16 protein-coding genes are annotated in these 23,321 nt (G+C 52.1%); 15 read left to right on the top strand and 1 reads right to left on the bottom strand.

The features are described from left to right. The first annotated feature begins 14 nt into the window (after positions 1 to 14). Positions 15 to 749, top strand: coding sequence for a DUF7002 family protein (locus ACFVTB_RS03335; RefSeq protein WP_387745147.1), 735 nt, complete (start codon positions 15 to 17; stop codon positions 747 to 749). Here the strand turns inward: ACFVTB_RS03335 and ACFVTB_RS03330 are convergent. After that, a complete protein-coding gene (locus ACFVTB_RS03330; RefSeq protein WP_387745144.1) occupies positions 746 to 1,687 on the bottom strand; it encodes a DNA-3-methyladenine glycosylase family protein in 942 nt (313 codons plus the stop codon). The two genes, ACFVTB_RS03335 and ACFVTB_RS03330, sit on opposite strands and share 4 nt — an antisense overlap. Before the next feature lie 168 nt (positions 1,688 to 1,855). Between ACFVTB_RS03330 and ACFVTB_RS03325 the strand changes: the two genes are divergently transcribed. From ACFVTB_RS03325 to ACFVTB_RS03260, 14 genes are all read left to right on the top strand, one after another. Beyond that, positions 1,856 to 2,461: a bifunctional transcriptional activator/DNA repair enzyme AdaA gene (locus ACFVTB_RS03325; RefSeq protein ID WP_387745141.1), complete on the top strand. Its 606-nt coding sequence runs from the start codon at positions 1,856 to 1,858 to the stop codon at positions 2,459 to 2,461. After that, a complete protein-coding gene (locus ACFVTB_RS03320) occupies positions 2,458 to 2,994 on the top strand; it encodes a methylated-DNA--[protein]-cysteine S-methyltransferase (RefSeq protein WP_387745138.1) in 537 nt (178 codons plus the stop codon). The genes ACFVTB_RS03325 and ACFVTB_RS03320 overlap by 4 nt, the downstream gene beginning before the upstream one ends. Positions 2,995 to 3,150: 156 nt before the next feature. Further along, on the top strand, positions 3,151 to 4,959 hold the full coding sequence (locus ACFVTB_RS03315) for a cache domain-containing sensor histidine kinase (RefSeq protein WP_387745135.1): 1,809 nt from the start codon (positions 3,151 to 3,153) through the stop codon (positions 4,957 to 4,959). After that, positions 4,956 to 6,629: a response regulator gene (locus ACFVTB_RS03310; protein ID WP_387745132.1), complete on the top strand. Its 1,674-nt coding sequence runs from the start codon at positions 4,956 to 4,958 to the stop codon at positions 6,627 to 6,629. Before ACFVTB_RS03315 ends, ACFVTB_RS03310 begins: the two co-directional genes overlap by 4 nt. Before the next feature lie 97 nt (positions 6,630 to 6,726). Next, positions 6,727 to 7,995, top strand: coding sequence for an extracellular solute-binding protein (locus ACFVTB_RS03305; protein ID WP_387745130.1), 1,269 nt, complete (start codon positions 6,727 to 6,729; stop codon positions 7,993 to 7,995). A 73-nt stretch (positions 7,996 to 8,068) separates the two neighbouring features. Continuing rightward, the gene (locus ACFVTB_RS03300) at positions 8,069 to 8,965 is read left to right on the top strand and encodes a carbohydrate ABC transporter permease (RefSeq protein ID WP_387745127.1); all 897 of its coding nucleotides are present in this window, start codon (positions 8,069 to 8,071) and stop codon (positions 8,963 to 8,965) included. Further along, positions 8,952 to 9,800, top strand: a complete 849-nt coding sequence (locus ACFVTB_RS03295) for a carbohydrate ABC transporter permease (protein ID WP_387745124.1) — start codon at positions 8,952 to 8,954, stop codon at positions 9,798 to 9,800. Before ACFVTB_RS03300 ends, ACFVTB_RS03295 begins: the two co-directional genes overlap by 14 nt. 102 nt (positions 9,801 to 9,902) lie before the next feature. After that, the gene (locus tag ACFVTB_RS03290; protein ID WP_387745121.1) at positions 9,903 to 12,227 is read left to right on the top strand and encodes a discoidin domain-containing protein; all 2,325 of its coding nucleotides are present in this window, start codon (positions 9,903 to 9,905) and stop codon (positions 12,225 to 12,227) included. Between the two features lie 637 nt (positions 12,228 to 12,864). After that, positions 12,865 to 14,790: a glycosyl hydrolase family 8 gene (locus ACFVTB_RS03285; protein WP_387745118.1), complete on the top strand. Its 1,926-nt coding sequence runs from the start codon at positions 12,865 to 12,867 to the stop codon at positions 14,788 to 14,790. Between the two features lie 325 nt (positions 14,791 to 15,115). Next, a complete protein-coding gene (locus ACFVTB_RS03280; RefSeq protein WP_387745115.1) occupies positions 15,116 to 15,802 on the top strand; it encodes a response regulator in 687 nt (228 codons plus the stop codon). Positions 15,803 to 15,806: 4 nt separating this feature from the next. Next, entirely contained in the window at positions 15,807 to 17,120 is a 1,314-nt protein-coding gene (locus tag ACFVTB_RS03275; RefSeq protein ID WP_387745112.1) for a sensor histidine kinase, read from the top strand. A 90-nt stretch (positions 17,121 to 17,210) separates the two neighbouring features. Next, positions 17,211 to 17,897, top strand: coding sequence for an ABC transporter ATP-binding protein (locus ACFVTB_RS03270; RefSeq protein WP_387745110.1), 687 nt, complete (start codon positions 17,211 to 17,213; stop codon positions 17,895 to 17,897). Beyond that, on the top strand, positions 17,894 to 20,716 hold the full coding sequence (locus ACFVTB_RS03265; RefSeq protein WP_387745107.1) for an ABC transporter permease: 2,823 nt from the start codon (positions 17,894 to 17,896) through the stop codon (positions 20,714 to 20,716). Before ACFVTB_RS03270 ends, ACFVTB_RS03265 begins: the two co-directional genes overlap by 4 nt. Before the next feature lie 590 nt (positions 20,717 to 21,306). Further along, positions 21,307 to 23,321 (top strand): beta strand repeat-containing protein (locus ACFVTB_RS03260; RefSeq protein ID WP_387745104.1); only part of this gene is annotated, 2,015 nt, incomplete at its 3' end.

Genomic DNA, 23,321 nt, shown 5'->3' with positions numbered 1-23,321 from the left:
AAGGCGGAAGGACGATGGAGGAAGAGACAGAAAGGGCGGGCATTCCCAAGCGCAACAATGAGATAGATCCCATTGCCGTAATGACTAGGACAGCGAAGCGAGGAACGCTCTATCATTTCACCAGAGCAAGCAATTTACAGGCGATCGCGTTTGGCGACGAACTGCTGGCAAGCGTCTCTTTGCAGCCGCAGCCGCAGACAAACGGTGAACGCAGGACTTCTCCTGTGCGGCTGATGCACGGCGGTCATTCGGCGACCCTTAACGCCCATCTGCGTATCCCCGAATCGGTAATGGATGACTCCATTACACAGGAGCAGTTTCGGTTGTTTTTAGATAGTCATGTCTTCTTCTGGCCCACGCTGCGAGACGCTTTGGTCATGCTGGATACCTACCGGAGAAGAGAGCCGGACGAGGCGTTCGCGCTGCTGGCATTCGATGCCGCACCGCTTCTAACCGCACACGCCGAAAAGGTGAAATTGTGCAAATATGATTCGGGCAGCGCTCCCCGCTATCCGAAAGCCTGCTCCTACAAGAAGAGCCTGGCGATCTTTCTGCCCCTGAACCAATTCGGAAAGGTAAAGGAAAGTATAGTTCCGACCCGGACATCGGAGATTAAAGAAGTGTTGATTGAGCGGCGGGTGTCCGATCTAACCCGCTATTTGCAGGTCGTTTATGCCGATACTGCGGACAACGTACCGACGCGGTGGCTTTCTTATTTGCAGCCGCTGTCCGCCCTTCGGCCTTCCTAATACAGCAGTCTCCATAAATAAAAGGTGGCGTAGGCCTCCCAGCCGCTCCATTCGGCTGACATTGCTGTGATTTCGTCCTTCGTCGGCTTCCGGTCCATCTCGGCGACATGCTTAATTGCATTATGCAGCCCGACATCGTCGATCGGAAAGGCATCGGGGCTGCGCAGGCAGCGCATCAGCACGTAGTTGGCCGTCCAAGGGCCAATGCCTCGTATGCCGACAAGCATGCGCTCCGCCGCTTTCAGTCCCCCGGCGGCAAGCAGCTTCTCCTTCGTTAGCGTTCCTTCCGCTATTAATCCGGCTACTCCGATCAAATACTCGCTCTTCCTCGAAGTTAATTGCAGCTCGGTTAGTTGCTCCACTGTCAATGTGGCGACCGTCTCTGGTTCAGGGAACAGCCAGTAAGATTCCCCGTCGTAGACGACGGCTTCTCCGTACCGCTCCACAAATCTTCTCTTCAGTGTGTAGGCGAAAGGCAGATTGATCTGCTGGCCGATGATGCCCCAGCAAAGCGCCTCGAACAGATCGGGAATGCCGATTGTTCGCAGTCCCCAATACGACTCTATGGTCGGTTGAAGCAGCGGGTCATGTTCCGCCAGTTTGTAAAACGGCTTCAAGTCGTTGCGTAGATCAAACCATTCCGCGATGTAATCGGCTGCCGCCTGCAGCGCTTCGGGCGCCTGCGGCCGATCCGGCGAGAGAAAGCGAATGGTCAGCCCATCCTCTTGGCCATCTACTTCAATAAGCGCCGCCTCCGTTTCGTTCGGCACCAGTATCGCTTTTCTTACGCATCCGTTTAGTACGCGGTGCATGCTCTCTCCCGCGGCGCGGGACAGGTAGCTGAGGTTTTGATCGAATGAGAAAGGGACAGGCGCTTCCAGCCGGATCTCCTTGCCGTCATTCGACGCGGTGTATGGGTAAGGATAAGGGGATTGCATCTTAAAAAGCCGCCTCCTTGCGGTTGAAATGTTGTCTATTATTAGTTTTACCATAACCGGCGGCATCGCGATTTCAAAATCTTGCTCTTTTATTCGGAAAAGCGACCGCAAACGGCTTAGCCGGGCTATACTGAAAACAGAGATTAAACGAAAGCGAGGCGGTCGCAGATGAACGAGAGAGCAAGCGGTAGAGTGCCGACGGACGAGGAATGGGCAGCGATTGCGGCGAATGACGAAGAAGCAAATGGACGTTTTCTGTATGCGATCCGGACGACCGGCATCTATTGCAAGCCCTCTTGCAAGTCGAGGCTGCCGAACCGCTCCAACGTCACGGTGTTCGACAATGCCGGACAGGCGGCAGAAGCGGGCTACCGCTCCTGCAAAAGATGCAAGCCGGCGGGTGAGCGGCTGCCGGATGAAGAATGGGTGCGGCTAATCGCCGAGTATATTGACGCTCATTATGTGGAGCCGCTTCAATTGCAGACCATCGCTGATGCGTGCCACGGCAGCCCGTACCATCTTCAGCGCACGTTTAAACGACTGACGGGCGTGACGCCGACCGTTTACTTGCAGCAGGCGAGGCTTCAAGCGGCCGAACGGCTGCTGCAGAAGACGGACTGGCCGATTGCCGAGATCGGGCAGGAGGCGGGATTGCCGAACACTGCTTATTTCATTACCCTGTTCAAATCGGCGACGGGCGTGACGCCCGCTGAATATCGCAAGAATTTTGCCGCAGAGCGGTCAAGTAACGATAACGAGGTGACGAATCGATGAAAACGACAAAGACTATAAAGACCACAAAGGCGACAACGTTATATTGGTCTGCTTGGGAACTAGGAGAGTGGCGGCTGTACTTGGCGGCGACGGAGAAAGGATTATGTTATGTAGGCTCGCCGGACGGGACGTTCGACGAGATGGTGAACTGGGCGCGGCGCAGCTTTCCTGACTGCGAGTGGATAGAGGATTCGGCAAGGCTGCAGCCTTACGCCGAGCAGCTTGGCGAGTATGCGCGAGGTGAACGGAGGACGTTTGCGATGCCATCCGATCTGTCCGGCACGCCGTTTCAGCTTGCCGTTTGGCGGGCGCTGCTCGACATCCCGTATGGAGAGACGAGAAGCTACTCGGACATTGCCGAGGCGATTCGCAAGCCTGCCGCCGTCCGCGCGGTTGGAGCAGCTATCGGCGCCAATCCAGTGCTTGTCGCGGTGCCTTGCCACCGGGTCGTCGGCAAGAACGGCTCGCTTACCGGTTACCGGGGAGGCTTGCCGATGAAAACGGTCTTGCTGAAGCTGGAGGGGGAGCGTTAATCTTTTTTTTTCACCTAAATAAAACGATAGATTTTCAAACGGCGCTTGCTTATAATAATATTATTCTTTTGTAAAGTTAAAGCGCTTAAACTAACAATGCGATTCGATCAGCCTAGATCCAGCGCGACATTACGGTGCAGAGCGAGGGAATGCCACTTGAGCAAACCGTTTCCGGGCTGGGAGCTTCCGCTGCAAACGTATTTGCGGAAATCCAAAATAAAAAACAGGCTGATCGTATCGCTGCTCCTCTTATCGATCGTCCCCTTATTTGCGTCTGCGTGGATTTTTTATTCAAAATCGGTTGACGCCGTCAGTTCCAACATTAGCGGCTATTCGCTGCAAGTGCTCGATCAATTGAAGTTTCAAATCCAGCGGGAAAACAAGAAGCTGGAGTACCTCAGCGACCAGATTATGACGCATAACTTGGTTCAGACAAGCCTCCGCAGCGCGAACGCCAATTCCGATCCGGAATTGTTAAAGAGCACCTACTATGATATCAATCAAGCGTTCAGCGGACGAAAGCTGCTGGATCAGATTAAATCTCTTCAAATCTATAATTCCTCCAATGAGCTTATCTACGATCTTGGGTACGACAAGCTGGACCGGACGGAAATCGTCACGTTCACCGAGATGATGCGCAGAAGGGACGGCAACGATCTATGGACGTATACCGTCACGCAATATGGGGTCGATTGCATTGTGCTCGCCCGGACGATCCGTTCGCAGAACAACTGGAATGAGGAACTAGGCTCCGTTTTTCTTGCTATGAAGGAGAGCCATTATTCCCGTGACATATTCGAGACGATCGACCTCGGAGAAGGGGCTGACGTTTTCCTTATCGATCAGAACGGCGTTGTGCTTTCGTCCCGCAATGCGGGTTATGCTGTCGGGCGCCCTTACCCGGATGGCAGCTTAATGCGAAAAATCGCCCTTCACGAGCAGCTTGGCGAGAGAACCTTCGAGACGCAGCTGCAGGATCGGCAGCAGCTTGTCGCCTACTCTTACGATTCCAACGCAAGATGGTATCTCGTCGGCGTTATTCCGCGGAAGCATCTCGCTCGGGAGAGTCAGCAGATTATGCCGTATTTGATTATTGTCGTCTGCTTAAGCCTGTTCTTCTCCATCTTGATTACCTTTCTGCTTTCCCGCAGCATATCGAAGCCGCTGAATCGTCTCGTGCACCGGATGAAGCAGGTGTCCTTAGGCAACTTTCGCATACAGGACAGCGACAGCAGCCCGGACGAGCTCGGTTACTTGAGCGTCAAGTTCGACAGCATGATCGAGGAAATCAGCGGATTGATCCGCCAAATGCAAAACGAACAGCGGCTGAAAAGGGAAACGGAGCTGCAAATGCTGCAAGCCCAGATCAATCCGCATTTTCTCTTCAATACGCTGAACAGCATCAAGTGGACGGCGACGCTTAGCCGAGCGGATACAGTAGCGGATGGCTTGAATGCGCTGGCGGAACTGCTGCGCAATACGATCGTCGACAAGGAAGAATTCGTACCGCTTCGCCGCGAACTGGACAATATTGAGAACTATGTCGTTATTCAGAGGCTGCGCTACGGTGTTTCCTTCACGGTCATATACGAAATCGGGGACGAATTGTCCGGCTCGTCGGTGCTGAAATTTATGCTGCAACCGATCATAGAGAATGCGCTGATCCATGGGCTAGAGGAATCGCAGGATAACGGATTTATTGTCATTTCCGCCGTGAGGGAAGGCGGCGATTTGCGAATAGCGGTGCGTGACAACGGGCGGGGGATGGACGGCGAGCGGCTGAAGCGGCTGTTCGATCCGACCTACCGGGCGAATCAGCGACTTTCCGGCATCGGCCTGACGAATGTTCAGGAAAGGCTGCAGCTGCACTTCGGTGATCGATACGGGTTAACGGTTACGAGCGAGATCGGGGAAGGCACGAAGGTCGAATTATTATTGCCATGGATGGAGGCGATTGCGGAATGATGAAGGTCGTAGCGGCCGATGACGAGAAAATTATGCGTATTGGCTTGCACATGATGATCCCTTGGGAGGAGCATGGCTTCGAATGGCATGGTGGGGCGGAGGATGGCATCGCTGCATTGGAGCTGATCGGCAAGGTGCAGCCCGACATTGTCATTACCGATCTGGTTATGCCCCGCATGGACGGGCTTGAACTAATCGGGGCGCTGCGCAGCGATCCGTCCTTCACCGGCAAAATTATTGCGCTTAGCAATTACGGCGATTACGGCATGGTGCGCGAAGCGCTGAAGCTTGGCGCCGTCGATTATTTGCTGAAGCTGACGATGAAGCCGGACGAGCTGCTCGCTGCGCTGCATCAGGCCGCCGGACAGCTGACCGAGGAGCGGGCGCAGCAGGAAGAAAACCGCAAGCGTTCAGCGGGCTTGCGGGAAAGCTATGAGATCGCCAAGGCACAGCTGCTCCGGGATATTCTGATCGAGGACGGGCTGAGCGGCGAAGAGATTGCACCGCAAATTCGGGAATATGGGTTGCGGGCGTTCGGCCTGGATAGAGGCGTGAACGAAGAAAACGGTGAAACTGAAGCTGAAGCTGAAGGATTCATGCTGTATCTTCACATCGGCCGACCGGAGGGCGGCGCCGGGCAGTCGGGCAGCCGCAGAGAAATGCTTCGCGCGCTGCGTCCGATTCTGGAGGATCAGCTGGCGAGCGAACCGTCGGAGCTGGCAGCGGTAACGAACGGCGAGTATGTGCTGTGGCTGGCGTCCTCCGGCAAATACAATTCGGAAATGAAGAGAAGCCAGCTGGGCAGACGATTGGCGGAACTGCTCTCCTTGTACCTGAACGTACGAGTGACAATTGTGGTCGGCATGCCGTTCAAGGGGATGGCCGGAGCAAAAGCTGTTTTTGAAGCTTGCAGGCGGACGGCGGAGGTCCGTTTCTACAGCAGGGAGACGGTCGTGCTGGAGGCGGTTTCCAGCGAGGGCAGGAGGCAAAGCGAGGCGGAGCTGCCGCTGGATTTTGCCGAGCGGTTGGAGGAGCTGCTGCGCCATGCTCGGACGGGAGAGGTGGAACGGCTATCGGCCGGTTTGGATGCGTTTGTTCGAGAGGCGGAGCATGCCCGTCTCGCTCCCTCTTTACTTTGCGGCTGCGTCTGCAAGGCCGTCGAGGTACGGGAAGCGCTCGCTTCCGGCATCCACGATTATACGGATGACGGCCGTTATCGGGAACGGCTGGAGGCGGCGGACGATATCGATTCGTTTCGCGCGGTGCTCGCCGACTGGCTGGAGCGGATGAACAGAAGCGTCCATCCGCTGCTGCAAGGAGCTTACCGGAAGGAGATTCGAGAAACGATCGATTTTTTAAGCCGCAATCTGGATACGAAGCTGTCGCTCAAGCAAATGGCTGGACGGGTCAATATGAACGAAAGCTATTTTTGCAGATTGTTTAAGAGCGAGACAGGCAGCACGGTGGTGCAGTTTATGAATGAAATCCGAATGGAGCGGGCAATGACGCTGCTGAAGAACCCGGACCTCAATATCAAGGAGATATCGGAGCTGGTCGGCATTCCCGATCCGTTCTACTTTAACCGGCTGTTCAAGAAGAGCTGTGGCAGAAGTCCGACGGCATTTCGCAGCGGGCTGGCCAAAAAGTCAGAATCGTCCATATCGAAGTAAAGATCGTCAATTCTCGCAAGAAGCGGGTCGAATTAAGATGAAATCAGCAGCTAATGCTGATTTTATTTTTTTATTCGAATAAGGGGGAAGGTTGCGAATGGGATTGAGAAAAAAGGGTTATGTGCTTTTTTTGGCGATATTGGCTATGGCCTTAGTCGCGGGATGTACGGGGAAGGAAGCGCCGACTTCGGACAAGAAGGCGAATGTGACGCTGAACGCCATTTTCATGAAGCAGGCAGGCTACAGCGAGGACGCCATCAAAGAAGCGACGGACGCGTTTACGAAAGAAAACCCGCATATCAAAGTCGAAACGACCTTCGTGCCTTATGAAGTACTGGAGCAGAAAATCGTCGTCGGCAACGGCAATTATGACGTGATGCTCGTCGATGCGCCTTGGACGGCGAAGCTGGCCAACGTCAACATGCTGTACGACGTGACGAGTAAGCTGAAGGATGAAGACCGCAAAGATATTTTCGGCGGCGCGCTGAGCGCGATGGAATACGACGGCAAGCTGTACGGTATGCCTTGGCTGAATGATGTGAAGTATTTGTTCTACAACAAAGAAATGCTGGAGCAGGCGGGCATAACGAAGGTGCCGGGCACTTGGGAAGAAGTGGCGGCCGCATCCAAGACGTTGAAGGAAAAAGGCATCGTCGAGTATCCGCTCGTCTGGTCGTGGAAGCAAGCAGAGGCGTTGATCTGCGACTTTACGCTGCTGACCGCTTCCTTTGGCGGCAAGTTCGTAGACGGGGAAAAAGTAACGATCGATGATCCGGCCAATGTGAAAGCGCTTGAATTTATGAAAGCGACGATGAAGGACGGGCTGACGAATCCGAGCTCCGCTGAATATTTGGAGGAGGATGTCAGAGCGATATTTTCAAGCGGCAAAGCGGCGTTCGCACTCAACTGGGCGTATATGCTCGGGCTTGCGAACGAGGACCCGCGCGAATCGAAGGTCGTGGGCAAAGTTGGCATCGCACCGATTCCGGGCACGGCAGGCGCGAAAGGCGCGACGGTCAACGGAGGAATGGGTCTGGCGATTTCGAAGGAAAGCAAGCATGCCGATGAGGCATGGCAGTACATTCAATATTTGAGCTCGAAGGAGTTCCAGAAGAAGCATACGGCTGATGCGCCGCCGGTGTGGAAGTCGCTGTTCGAGGATCAGGAGGCCGTCTCCGCCAATCCAGAGCTGCTCGAAGTGTCGAAGGTTCAGTACGAGAGCATTGCCAACCGGGCTCAGGTTCCTTGGTACGGCCATTTCTCGACGAAGCTGCAAGTCTCCATTCATGAGGCGTTATTCGATAAGAAATCGCCGCAGGAAGCGCTTGGCGAACTGAACGCGGCCATGTTGGAAATCGTCCAGTAAAGAAAGCGGCAAGGGGGAATCGCGGCGGCAGTCAGGTTCCCCCTTCTTATTTGCAGCAAGGGAGAGAAGGGACATGGGCAGAAAAATAACGGACCGGAAATTCGGCTTTTGGAGCACGGTGCCTGCGATCGTCGCCGTATTCGGCATCGTGTTGTATCCATTAATTCAAACCTTTATCTACAGCTTGAAAAATATGAGTCTGACATCGTCTTCCGCGGGCGCATTCGTAGGCTTGCGCAATTACGCGAGCGCTTTGGGCGACGCCGAAATTTGGTCGGCAATCGGCAAGACCGCTTATTTTACCGTCTTTTCCATCGGCATTGAAATCATACTCGGCGTGCTGATCGCGCTGCTGCTGAACGAGAAATTCGTCGGCGCAGGGCTGCTTCGCTCGGTTATTATACTGCCTTGGGCGATTCCGACAATCGTCAACGGGGTGTTGTGGAAATGGATTTATCATCCGGAGTTCGGCGCGCTTAACGGGCTGCTCAGCGGGCTCGGCTTGATCGATACGTACCAGTCATGGCTCGGAAGTCCGGTGCGGGCGCTGAATATGGTCATTCTCGCGGACGTGTGGAAGATGACGCCGTTTGTCGCGATCTTTGTGCTGGCCGCGCTGCAGATGACGAACAAGGGCATCTACGAGGCGGCGAGCATTGACGGAGCAGGGCTGTTCCGCCGGTTTTTCACGCTGACGCTGCCTCATTTGAAGGGGACGCTGCTCATTCTGATCGTCATTCGGACGATGGAGGCGTTCAAAGTGTTTGATCTGATCTTTGCGCTGACGCAGGGCGGACCGATGAACGGCACGATGGTGATCAATTATTTGACCTATGTGAAGTCGTTTGTGCATCTAGATTTCTCGGCGGGCGCGACGTTGTCCTTCCTGATCGCCGGCTTGATTGGATTGCTCACCGTTCTGTACGTGAGAGCGCTGGGAAGGGAGGAGAGCGCCCGTGAGAAAGCCTAAGTGGCTCGTTATTACACAGTATGTGTTCGCTGCCGGACTGCTGGTGTGGACAGTTAGTCCCTTCTTGTGGCTGTTTATTACGAGCATTTCGTATCAAGTGGATTTGCTCAGCGTGCCGATTCACTGGATACCGGAGCGGGTTACCTTTGAGCGGTACGCGGCGATTTTTCAAGATGCGCATAACGATATTGCCTACGCGTTCCGTATCTCGATGATGAATAGTTTGGCGGTAGCCGTGACCGTGACGGTGCTTGCCTTAGTGATCGGCGGTTTGGCCGCGCATGCGTTCGTGAAGTACAAGTTCAGATTTAGCCCTCAATTGGTGTACGTCTTTCTGTTCACCTACATGATTCCGTCTATCGTCATTGTGATTCCGCTTTACGTGACGCTGCAGAAGCTGGGCATGCTGGATCAGAAGCTGACGCTTGTTCTGCTTCATTTAACTTTTGCGATTCCGTTCGTTATTTGGATTATGCAAGGCTTCTTCCGGCAGGTAGCGCAAGATTTCTATGAGGCTGCTCTGCTGGATGGCTGCGGCAGGCTGCAACTGCTGAGGCTAGTGGTCGTTCCGATTATACGGCCCGGCATTTTGGCGACGATTATCTTTGCTTTTCTGCTGTCTTGGGACGAGTTCTTCTTCTCGCTGTTGTTTACTTCGACGCTGGATGCGAAGACGATTTCCGTGGCGATCTCCGAGTTCAGCGGCAAGCACGCGGTCGATGTCGGCATGGTCGCTACCGGAGGGGTGATCGCTTCCCTTCCGCCGTTATTTATCGCTATCGTATTTCAGCGTGCGCTTGTTCGGGGCATGACAGCGGGCGGTGTCAAGGAATAAGGGGAGGGGTGACAGGGGAGGTGATGCGAAATAGCCGATTGAGCAGGTTTAGCTTGAAACGTTAATCGCAGGAAACAGATCAAGCATGGGAGGTTAAAGAAAATGAAAAAAGCCATTTGCATTTGCCTTGCTGCAGTTCTTTTGATCGGTTTATTCGCATTGCCGCCCTCGGAAACGTCGGCAGCCAACTACGACATTCATGTGAATCAGGTCGGGTACGAACGGACGTATCCGAAAAGCGCGGTGGCGGAGTGGCCAAGCAGCGGCACGAAGCCGACCGCCTTCGAGCTCGTGGACGCTTCCTCGAACTTAACGGTTCATACGGGAACGATTCCGGCTTCAGCCTGGGTCGCCATGTCCTCGTGGTACAGCGACCGCGTATTTGCGAAGCTGGATTTCAGCGGCTTTCAAACGGCGGGCAATTACAAGGTGAAGATTGTCAGCGGCAGCAGCGCGTATTACTCGTACGCGTTCAAGATCGACGACGCTGTTTTATTCAAAAATACGTTCGGCTCGGCGCTGAACTATTTCACGCTCAGCCGCAACTCCGGCGCGGTATGGAACGCAGACGCGAATGTGCCCGTTTACGGCAGCAATCCGACCGTTACGAAGGACGTTCGGGGCGGCTGGTATGACGCATCCGGCGATATTTCCAAATACTTAAGCCATTTGCAGTATACGAACTACATGGTTCCACAGCAGACGCCGTTGGTCGTCTGGATTATGGCTTACATTCACGAGAAATATCCTTCGCAGCTCGATGCAGTCGGCTTGAAGACGAAGCTTCGGGAGGAAGCGGCTTTCGGCGCGGATTTCCTCGTGCGGATGAAATCGAACAACCCCTACTTCTATTCTACTGTCTTCGACAACTGGTCAGGCAATTTGAGTCAGCGCTACATTACGGCATACACAGGCAGCGCAGGAACGAAAACGACGGACTACCAAGCCGCTTTCCGCGAAGGCGGAGGCATGGCGATCGCCTCTCTCGCAGCGGCGGCGCGGCAAGGCATTTCGGGGCAGTTCACGAGCACCGACTATTTGAACGCGGCCACTTCCGCCTACGCGCATTTGAAGACCAACAATACGACGTACGTCAACGACGGTATCGAAAATATGCTCGACGATTACTGCGCGCTGATTGCCGCGGTCGAGCTCTATAAGACGACCAACCAAGCAACCTACTTGACGGATGCACGCGCCCGGGCCAACAGCATCGTAAACCGGCAGCATGCGGAGGGCTGGTATTATGCGGATCAGAATGCTTCAAGACCTTATTATCACGCCGCGGAAGCGGGGTTGCCAGGTATTGCGCTGGCGCTTTACGCCGCCGCCGATACAGGGATCAGCCAGACAGCCAAAGGCAATTCGATTAAAAATTATGTCGGCAATCTGATTACGATTACCGGTGAAGTGAACAATGCTTTCGGCTTGTCCAGACAAGTGACGAAGTACAACAGCACGATCAAAAAAGATTTCTTTATCCCGCGCGTCAACGAATCCGGCTATTGGTGGCAAGGCGAGAACGCACGGTTGAGCTCGCTCTCCTCGCTCTCCATCATCGGCGGCCGTTACGCTTGGGGAGGCGGGGCAAACATCCCGGCTTCGTACAAAACGTATTATGCAGACCAGTTGGACTGGATCTTGGGCAAAAATCCGTTTGGCGTGTCGATGCTCAAAGGGCATGGCTCGAAGTTTCATCCCGATTACAACATTCCGAAATACGGGCATAAGGATTTTATCGGAGGCATCAGCAACGGAATCCATTCGGGCAGCGCGGACGGCTCTGGCATCGGCCTTATTACGAGCGGGGACGACAAGTGGCGCAGCATTGAGCAGTGGATTCCACATGCCGCATGGTACATGCTGGCCGTCACCTCGATTCTCGATGACGTGCCGGTGTCGACTACACCGACTCCAACGCCGACACCAACACCGACACCGACACCGACACCGACACCGACACCGACACCGACACCGACACCAACACCAACACCAACACCAACACCAACACCAACACCGACACCGTCGCCTGGCGGGACGAACTTGGCGTTGAACAAAACGGCAACGGCCAGCTCGATTGAAGGCACCGGCTACGAAGCGGACAAAGCGTTTGACGGAAACGCCGCAACGCGCTGGGCGAGCCAGTACGCTATCGATCCATCTTGGATCACTGTCGATCTAGGCACGGCCCAAACCGTTGGACGCGTCAAGCTGAATTGGGAAGACGCTTATGCGACCGCTTATAAGATCCAGCTTTCCACTAATGGAACGACTTGGACTGATGCCTATACGACAACGAATGGTAATGGCGCGATCGACGACATTACGTTTACTCCAGCAAGTGCAAGATACGTCCGGATGAATGGAACAGCTCGAGCGCTGGAGTGGGGCTATTCGCTTTGGGAGTTTGAAGTGTATTCGCAATAACAACGTGGGATAATTGCAGTGAGAGGCTCCTTCGGGAGCCTCTTCAAATTGTGGAGAAACTCTCGTTGATTACAATAATGATGGTTTAGTTCTTGTCATTTTGATTCGTGTGGGTAGCGTTAAGAAGTTAGTGTAGGACAGCAGGAATAATCATCGAGTCTCGAAATTGAAACGATGGATGGGAGCTGTCCATGAATGATCGGTGCGGTGTTTGTGTGCTCAATATGTATGATTTTTAGTATATATTTTGCCAAATTTGTTCAAAATCGTCGATTATGTATGATTTTTCGAATATAATCGTCCGAAATTCCGATTTTCGAAAAATTATATATGATATTTCGTACATATTCGGCTCACAGCCAGTCTGTAGAGACTCCTATGGCAACCTCTTCTTGACTGTAAATTAAAGCGCTTTAATTTATATTGACAGGAACGTAGTGACCCTACTACAATACAGGTGTAAACAAGGAAATGTTTGGATAGTAGAAAATAAGGGGATAGACACCGAGACTTTTATTCTTGCTAGGAAGGAGGAAGAATTTTGAGAGCGCTTTTTTTTAGTCCAAAAGTTAAAGCGCTTAAACTTTTAGTCAGCAAAGAACAATAGCCCATTCTAAGAGAGGCAGTGATCGTCATTATGGAATTCCGTTATGGTTCTAAACATCATTATGGAGTAACACTGCTCGTGCTTGCCGCGCTGCTGGTCAGTCTGTTTCCCGCCCATGCCCGCGCGGCAGCAACGGGTTCCAGCACAGACAAAGCGCTGCGGCCTTTTCCGCAGCATATGTCCTATGCGGCCGGTTCGATCAAACCGAGCCACGTTTCGCAGAAGCAAATGGATAAAGAGGTCAAGCTGCTCTATGATCAATATAAAAAAAAGTACATTAAGGCGAATCCTTACGATAAGAGTCAATATTACATCTGGTATAACGACGGGGGTTGGAACGGGGACGCGATCACGGTATCCGAGGCACATGGCTACGGCATGATGATTACTGCCTTAATGGCCGGCCACGATAAAGAAGCGAAGAAGCTGTACGACGGAATGTACCGTTTTTTCCGCGCTCATCCGAGCACGCTGCATCCCGATCTGATGGCCTGGCAGCAGGCCGACCGGGACGGTGCAATCGTCGACGTCAACGGCACAGACTCGGCGATAGACGGCGATATGGATATCGCGTATTCGCTGCTGCTTGCCGATAAGCAGTGGGGTAGCGGAGGATCGATCAATTATCGTGCGGAAGCGTTGAAGGTGATCAATGCGATTATTGAGAGCGAGGTTCACCCCGAGCATTTCCATTTGCAATTGGGCGACTGGGTGCCAGGCTCGGAAGGCGATCCTGACTTTAAAGGCGCGACTCGTCCCTCAGATTTTATGCTTCAGCATATGAAGGAGTTTTATAAAGCGACGGGCGACGAGCGTTGGTTGAACGTAATCGAGACGACGTACGGCATCGTGAACGATGTGTTCAAGACTTATAGCCCAGCGATTGGTTTGCTGCCCGATTTCCTGTATCGGGACAAGGACGGAGCATATAAGCCTGTCTCGGAATTCAAATGGAATACGGAAAGCGGCTATTTCCTGGAATCCGAATTTGACGGCGCCTATAACTACAATTCTTGCCGGACGCCATGGCGCATCGGAACTGATTATTTGCTGACTGGCGATAAAAGCGCGCAGGGGCAATTGACCGCATTAAATGGTTTCGTAAAAGGCAAGCATGACGAACCGGGACAAATCTGGTCCGGTTACTCGCTTGATGGCAAGACGAAGCTAAGCGAATGGGACGGAGGACTTGATTTTACCGCTCCGATGATGGTCAGTGCGATGATCGACAGCAGCAACCAGCAATGGCTGAACGATCTGTGGGACTACCATACCGACGCCGCCAATCCTACGGCAGTTGAATGGAGCTACTACTACGGAAATTCAATCCGGCTGCTTAGCATGATTGTTGTATCCGGCAATTGGTGGTCGCCGACGGGAGTTGCTTCTGCTGACATCGCCGGACATGAAGCTGAAAAAGCGATAGTGGACAGCTTGTTGAAAGGGATATTCAACGGTTACCCGAACGGCGCTTTCAAGCCGGATGCGGCGATCAGCCGTGCGGAATTTGCCGTTGCGCTGGATAAAGCATTGAAGTTGGAAGGGGCGGGCACAACCCAATTGCCGTACTCTGACGCGGATGCTATTAAGCCTTGGGCGCTAGGGGCGGTTTCCCGGCTTGAGCAGGTCGGTGTGCTCGATAGCGTGTATGGCGACGCTTCTGCGCCGAGCAGCTTCAGGCCTGCGGAGTCCATTAGTAGAGGCGAAGCCGCCGTTCTGCTCGCGAATGCGAAGAAGCTTGAGTTAGGGGAAGTCGGTATCACTACTGGCTTTGCCGACGATGCTTCAATTCCAGAATGGGCGAAGCCGTCCGTGAGAGCGTTAGGCGATGCGGGAGTGCCGTTCTTCCAGCCTGCGGAGAAATCGGCGGGAACAGAAGCGGGATCGGCGCGGTCGTTTGGCGCGACCACCGCATTGACGAGAGCGGAAGCGGCTGTGCTGCTTTCCTCGCTATAAAGAAGAATAGCTGACAGAAAGTCGCCGAATTCGTTCGGCGGCTTTTCTATTATATGAGAGGAAATACGGGGTGAGGGGTGAAATCGAAATGAGAGCTGCGGGCAGTTATGTTGGCTTTACCATATCAAACAAGAAAGGTAGTTTCGAAATCTTGCTATATTATTCAAAAAAGCATTCAAAAACCAAATAGGGAGGCTATACTGGTAGTACCCATTTATAGAGGTTAACCATTGGAGTGGGGCGGCTGACCGTTTTCGAAGACTAAATTCGATACCGGTAGCCTCCGCCGCTTTGTCTACTGCTATGAGTAAATAGGAGGGATCGTTTGCGCATTTTATGGGTAGAGGATGAACCGAAGATAGTAGCGGATGTCATACCGTTTTTGGAGCAGGAGGGCTGCACGGTTTCACACGTGACGGATGCCTCACAAGCACTCAACCGTTTGCAGACAAACACTTTTGATGTGCTGCTGATCGATTGGATGCTGCCCGGGATGGATGGAGTGGCGCTTTGCAAGGAGATTAGGCGGAAAAGCGACGTTGCAATTATAATGCTGACGGCAAAGTCGGATGAATGGCATAAGGTGATCGCGCTGGAAATTGGTGCGGATGATTATTTGATCAAACCCTTTGGCATACGAGAGCTGTTGGCACGTATGAAGGCAGTGCTTAGAAGAACGATGGCTGGCGGTCAGCAGGAAGAGGACGTACTTACTAGGCACTCACTTGTTATCCACTTGTCTCGGCATGAAGTGACAAAAGACGGCCGGTTGCTCGCGTTAACGCCTACTGAATTTGATTTGCTGGTGACGCTGGCAAGGCAGCCGGGGCGTGTGTTCAGCCGATTGCAGCTGATGAATGATACGTTTGGAGAAAGCTTTGGAGGGTTCGAGCGGACAGTTGATTCTCATATTCGTAATTTGCGCAATAAGATTGAGGATGATCCCGCACAGCCCCAAATGGTGCTCACCGTATATGGGGTCGGCTATAAGCTGAACCAGGAGGGGAGCTAGCGCGATGAAGCGCATGCGGGTATATCAACTGCTTAAAAGCGGTTTAGCGGCTGCATTGACCTTTGTAACGGTTATGGCAAGCACATCCATTCTGTTTGGAATGATTAATCGTCAGTACGAGCAGCAGCAAGCTGTACAGGCAACCTATCTGCTGAGCAGCTTATATGCCATGCATGAGGGCTGGGAGAATACCGGTGAAGCATTGTCGGAGTTGCCGGCTGTAAAGCAGTGGAAGCTCTATGTATGGTCAGCGGAGCATCGGCTCGTATGGCCTGATCCACAGGACAAGCATGCTCTCTCTATGGCAGATAGCATTCCTGCTTTAGAGAGAAGACCGATCGTTCTGCAAGGGGAAGTAATAGGCAGCTTTAGCGGTGGCTTCTCGCTGGGCAAACTGCTCGCATCCGCTCCGTTAGGCATTGCCGGCGTCAGCTCTGCTGCAGTTGGTGCCATAGTATTTATTATGCTGTCCAGAAGAGACAAAGGAGCGCAGCGTCAAGTCACCCAGCTTCGCCAGCAATTGGAGACCTTAGCTCTAAAGCCGCCCTATGCGGTGATGGAAGCATCTGAGTTGTCCGAATTGACTTATTGCTCGCAATTGCTTACACAAGTTGAGGAACGGGTTAAACGTCTTGAAACGGTACGCAAATCTATGGTTGCGGATATCGCCCATGAGCTGCGGACGCCGCTAAGCGTACTGCGAGTGAAGCTAGAGTCCGCGCTGCAGCATGAGCAGCAGTTGGCTGTACAGGACGTACTGCTGCTGCAGGATGAGGTTTACCGTATGAGCCAATTGCTAGGCGACCTGCAGCAGCTGGCGCTGGCGGAATCGGGGCATTTGCGGCTGTCGCCACGCTGGTTTTCCTTGGACGAACTGGCAGGCAAGTTAGTGATGCTGCTTGAGGGAGAGGCCCAGGAACAGGGGATCTCTATGCAAGTGAATAGCAAGGCGGCTGTTCATATATACGCTGATGAGGATCGCATCAAGCAGGTCATGTTAAACGTGCTTGGCAATGCGCTTCGTTATGCACGATCCACTGTTACAGTTAAGCTGGCGGCGGAGCAGCATCAGTGTAGTCTGCATATTGCCGATGACGGACCAGGTATGGAGGAGGACGAGCTGCCGCATGTATTTGAGCGGTTCTATCAAGGAAGCGCCAAGCGGCGCGATCACGGAACGAGGCAGGGGCTTGGACTGGGGCTGGCTATTGTCAAAAGCCTGGTGGAAGCACATAACGGATCGATTACTGTATCTAGCAACTGGGGTGAAGGAACAAGCTTTTTTATTGTTCTACCCATTATGTACGAGCCGTCGTAAACTGCACAGCTTCTGCACATTTTCTTCATTAGAAATGGATAAACAGCTGTTACATTCCTCTTATATTCGTTTTACTAGGGAGGAAGTTTCATGATTTTAGCCGAGAGACTCGTAAAAACGTATGGTACAGGTGAGTCGATCGTTCGTGCGCTCAAGGAAGTGGATTTGGTTATTGATCAAGGGGAAATGGTAAGTATAGTAGGGCCGTCTGGCTGTGGCAAAACCACGTTGCTGCAAGTTCTTTCAGGGATTGAAGAGCCTGATTCGGGAATCGTGACGATTAACGGATTTTCGGTATATGAGGTGAAGGACCGGGAGCGCTCTGCTTTCCGTCTACAGCATACTGGCTTTGTGTTTCAGGCCTTTCATTTAATTCCTGTGCTGTCGGCGCTAGAAAATGTTGCATTACCATTGATCGGGCTTGGTGTTTCTTCCCGAAAGGCAAATGTGCAGGCGCGTCAAGCGCTGGAGCAGGTTGGTCTGGGACAGAAGCTGAACGCATTTCCTTCAGAGCTGTCAGGAGGACAAAATCAGCGTGTTGCCATTGCCCGTGCGATTGTTACGAGGCCATCCGTCATATGGGCGGACGAGCCGACAGGAGCGCTTGATACAGATACCTCCCATCAAATCGTAGGGCTTTTGCGTCATATTAACCGCACAATGGGTACAACGATTGTGGTTGTCACTCACGATGCCGCTGTAGCTTCTGAGTGTGACCGGATTATACGCATGGAAAATGGACGGATCATCTCTGGCGCGCAAAGGGTGACGCTATGAGGTCGCTCTTATCTGCAAAGGTGTACTGGAATTTGGCTTGGCGTCATTTGAAGTCACAGAAGCGGCAAACCTTCCTGACTATTGCGGGAAGCTGTATAGGAGCGGCGCTGATTATGGCGTCGGTTATCTTTTTTCAATCCTTTGATGCAAGCGGTGAAAAGTGGCTGAAGCAGCATTATGGCCCTATTGAGTGGGAGCTTCTTCCCCAAGAGGGCCCGTATTTCGAGCCGGGAGAGGAGAACAGGCAGATTGAGGCCCTGCTCCAGCAAGCAGGCGTGCGGATTCTTCCTGTTATTAGCCTAGAATCCAGGGCAGAAAAGGTGGATGGTGCTCTAAATACCGTCAGCGCAGGAGCAAGGTTTTTGGTCATGGGGCTTGATGAGCAGCAAACTGCTTCCTTTGATCCTGAAAATCCGGCATGGCCATTCAGCCTTGCACCGGACGAACTTGTGGCATCCAAGGCGGTTGCTTCGCAGCTGATGCTTAACGAAGGCGATGTTGTCATGCTGCCTTCCGCTTCTGGCAGTAAGCATTATTTTACGGTGAAGAAGATTTTGCCAGAGGAAGGTATGATCGGCTACCGGGGATATATGAAGACGGAAGGCACGATGATTGTGACGATGGACACGGCTCGGTTGCTATCCGGCTTGTCCGAGGGTACGTATACTTCATATTTGAGCCGGCGTGAGCATGTCATGATAAGCACGGCCCCTACGCCGTTTCCGATTCCTGATCCGCTTGTTAGAATTGTGGATCAAAAGCGGCAGGACGCTGATTTGGTGAATCAGATGAAGCTGCGCTTTGGCCTTACGTTTGTATTTTGCAGCGTGACCGCTGTTATAGCGGGAGCCATACTGATGCTGCAGGTATTGTTAATGCTAGCTGATTCTCGTAAAAAAATGCTTGCCGTGCTGCGAGCGATTGGCTACCAGCGCACGCATATACAGCGTATTTTTCTAATAGAAGCGCTGCTTATTCAAGGAGTAAGCTTATTGGTAGGACTGGCTATCGGCATACCGATCGGCTATGGAACGATTGGATTGTTTCAAGCTATGAACGGCAGTATGATGCAGGCTTATAGCGGCAAGGTTATTACTATTACACCGTATGTCTCCGCATCAGGAATTGCTCTGGCAGGTGCTATCGTATTTGGCTTATTTATGATTACGGCTGTTTTGGCTAGCATTAAACTGCGGAAAATGCGTATTGTGCCATCATTGAGAGAACATTCAGCAGCAGATTCGGCTATATCGGCGTCAAAGATACGATTTGCAGGTGCATTGCTGATGATAGTCTGCATTGCGGTCGTCTTGCTGCATATCGGTCTGCTGGTTAACAGCTACGCTTCATTCCAGCCAACTTCGGGCACAACTAGTCAAGGCGGCAGTGGCTTGCTCTTTGTCTCTTGGCTGCTGGCTTCCGTTTGCTCCTTATATATCGTTACTAGGCTGCTGCCTGTCATTCAGCGTATGATTAGACCGCTTCTTCATCGAATAGGAGTAGATGAAGTGGCTCAATTGTTAGCTTTTCGTTACCCGGCCCGTCATACACGCCGATCATTTTTTACGATGATTATTTTTAGCTGCTGCTTTATGCTGCTTGTTATCGTGCTCCAGCTTGCTTCCCATATTCAAGCCACTATGAAGCAGACAAGCTATGAGATACTTGGCTATCCGGGGTATATTGCTTACGAGAATGACACTGCCAAGCAACGTATCACCAAGCTGCTGCACGCGGATAAGGGGCTGGCTGCACTCGTCGACGAATCTGCAGCACTAGAACCCTATATGATAAAGGCCTCATCAGAAGGATGGACACTGGATTCGGAGCAATTCAATATGATTCCGACGAACAGCGCTTTTTTAAGAGGGAGTGATATAGCGCTAGAGGGGAGAGCTTCGCAATTTGCGACGGATCAGGAGGCGTGGCAGGCCGTTCTGCAATCGCCGCAATATATTATGCTGGATCATAAGTACAGCTATGCTCCCGAGCTGTGGCCCAAAATATATGGGGTAGATAGTATGCTGGCTAGAGCTGTTCAGCCGGGCGATAAGCTTACCCTTCAGTTTTATGAAAAGGCGGCAGGGCTGTATGTGCCTGGCTCCGAAGTTGAGCCGAAAATGGCTGCGAGAGTCGAGGTTACGGTTGCGGGATTTGTGGAGAGCAATGCGGGAATCGCTTTTTATAACGGTATATGGGTTAACGAGCAGCTGCATCAGCATCTCGCACCCAATGGTTACCGCTGGGAGACGGCTTCCGAGAAGGGGTATTTGTTTGTATCCTATCCCGAGAAGGGGCTTGGCGCATTACGCGAGCTGGAGCAGCGTTTAGCCTTGGCAGGTATTTCGACCTTTTACGCGCCTGCTATCGCTGAAGGAGGTTCGCAGCTAGGGTTTGTACAGATGTTCTGGGTTTTTAACGGCTTTATGGTGATAACGATGTGCATAGGACTTACTGGGCTGGCTATTGTTCAGCTTCGTGCCGTACAGGAGAGATCCAAAGTAATGGCCATGCTGCGCTGTATCGGCCTTGGCAGAAATATGATCAGGCAGATGGTGCTGTTAGAAGGCACTATGATTGGCTGGACAGGTATAGTAAACGGACTCGTGTTTGGCACAAGCGGAAGCTATCTCATATATACGCTGATGGAAGCAGACAAGAAACCAACCGATCTTACTGTTCCTTACCATTTTTCATGGGAGATATTGCTGCCAATTACGATTCTATTACTGCTGGTTACATGGAGTTTAAATGTGTTACCCGCAAGGAGGATCATGCGCTTATCGCCAGGAGAAGCGAGCAGGCTGTCTGAGGAATAAGGGGCGGTCTTCCAGGCCCTTTTTATGCGCCATTTGCGTTTTTTTATTACGGTTTTCCAAGGATAATCATCGGCGGGTTTGCGTTGGGGCGCAGAACTCGCCTTTTTCTTTGTCGAACAGTAGTCCCCAGTAAACTTTCTCCTTCGCCGTTTGTCATGTGTCCATTTATGATTTTTCTCTATCCTGTAATTTCTAGATACGATCGGCTTGTGGCTAGCTCCTTATGCTAAGGAAATGCGGGGAATGGAGTTCCGGAAGCGGTGCAGGATGCGCGCGGCAATGCGCGGGCAAGCGGAAACGACAACGCGCTGTTTTATGAGGGATGCGTTAAGCCTCATCGATTTCACGATCTCGATAGCAACCAAGCTCACCTTAAATGTGAATATTTCTGCCTAGAATCTGTTTCTATCAGAAAATTCGACAAAAAAAGGAAAGATTATTTGCCAGGGTTTGGCTGGGCGTAAAGGATTTTGCCTAAAAATGTCGAATAATTGTGTGATTCGTCATTTGAAAGATCCATTTCTAATGATGCTACATATGAGAACGGAGTGAATTCAATGCATATATTGAATAGGCTAAAGGGGCGGAGTATGATACCTGCCATCATGGTATTCGTTATTTTGTCCTTCTATTTACCAGTATCTCCTGCGAAGGCAGCAACACTGGGGACGGTTACTTTTACTTCTGCAGATAGTTTCAACGGGAGGATAGTGACTGCGGGGCAGGGGGGCTCATCTCCGATACCAGGCATGACGTTACAAATTATTAGCGGCGACGGATTTGACTGGAGCTTTGAATGGCCTTATGAGATAGATAATTCGGTAAAGCGTGCTATTGCTGCGTCTTATGACGACAGCGCGGGATCCAATCTGATTATAATAAAAAGCAGCGATCCTGCGGTGAATTTTAATTTTCAATCCTTTTTTGTTTCTGATTATGGCGGACAAGATCCGATCACTGTAACTGGATTTGATAATGGTCATTTTACGGGTTCAGTAGATTTGGATACGCAGCAAAATAATTGGGAGAATACATTTTCTCAAAGCAACGGATTAACGGCTTCTATATTCCAAAACGTTGATGAGGTGCGCATTACGCCCCAAAATCCAGATACATTGTGGATTGCTCTCAATGATATTGAAATAGGGAGTCCTATAGTTGTGCCTGCTCCTGCGATCACAGCTCAACCTGCTAATGCGGTAGTAAACGCAGGAGGGAACACAACTTTTTCAGTGACAGCGACTAATGCGACGAGCTATCAGTGGCAGGTAAATACAGGATCAGGTTTTGCGAATATAGCCAATGGAGCGCCATACAACGGAGCGAACACGCAAACTCTGGTAATTACCGGAGCAACGGCAGCTATGAACGGTTACGCTTATAGGGTAATTGCCAGTGGAGCAGCATTGCCTGCTGCGACGTCGAACAGTGCGACGCTGACAGTGAACTTGCCGCCTGCGATTACAGCTCAACCGAGCAGTTCAACAATAAGCGCAGGAGCGAACACAAGCTTTACGGTGACAGCGTCTAATGCGACAGGCTATCAGTGGCAGGTGGATCAAGGAGCGGGCTTCTCGAATATTTCCAATGGAGCGCCGTACAGCGGAGCGACCACGCAGACCCTGACAATTACCGGAGCAACGGCAGCTATGAGCGGTTACACTTATAGGGTAATTGCCACTGGAGCAGCATCGCCTGCTGCGACGTCGAACAGTGCGACGCTGACAGTGAACTTGCCACCTGCGATCACAGCTCAACCGAGCAATTCGACAATAAGCGCGGGAGGGAACGCAACCTTTACGGCAGCTGCGTCTAACGCGACGGGCTATCAGTGGCAGGTGAATCAAGGAGCGGGCTTCACGAATATTTCCAATGGAGCACCGTACAGTGGAGCGACCACGCAGACCCTGACAATTACCGGAGCAACGGGAGCTATGAACGGTTACCTTTATCGGGTAATTGCCAGTGGAGCAGCAATGCCTGCTGCGACGTCGAACAATGCGGTGCTGACAGTGAACTTGCCACCTTCGATCACAGCTCAACCTAGCAGTTCGACAATAAGTGTAGGAGGTAACACAACTTTTTCAGTGACAGCGTCTAATGCGACGGGCTACCAGTGGCAGGTGGATCAAGGAGCCGGCTTCACGAATATAGCCAATGCAGGGCCGTACAGTGGAGCAACAACGGCGACTCTGACGATTACTGGAGCAACGGCAGACATGGGCGGTTACCTTTATCGGGTAGTTGCAAGCGGGTTAGCAACGCCTAATGCGACGTCGAACAATGCGGTGCTGACAGTGAACTTGCCACCTTCGATCACAGCTCAGCCTGTTAATGCTACAGTAAGCGCAGGAGGTAACACAACTTTTTCAGTGACAGCGTCTAATGCGACGAGCTATCAGTGGCAAGTAGATCAAGGATTGGGCTTCTCGAATATTTCTAATGGAGCGTCGTACAGCGGAGCGACCACGCCGACCCTGGTAATTACCGGAGCAACGGGAGCTATGAACGGTTACCTTTATCGGGTAGTTGCAAGCGGGTTAGCAACGCCTAATGCGACGTCGAACAATGCGGTGCTGACAGTGAACTTGCCACCTTCGATCAC

Source organism: Paenibacillus sp. NPDC058071 (genome assembly GCF_042885235.1).
GTDB lineage: Bacteria > Bacillota > Bacilli > Paenibacillales > Paenibacillaceae > Pristimantibacillus.
Note: the sequence above shows the minus strand (reverse complement) of the source record. Positions and strands in the feature narration are given on the sequence as shown.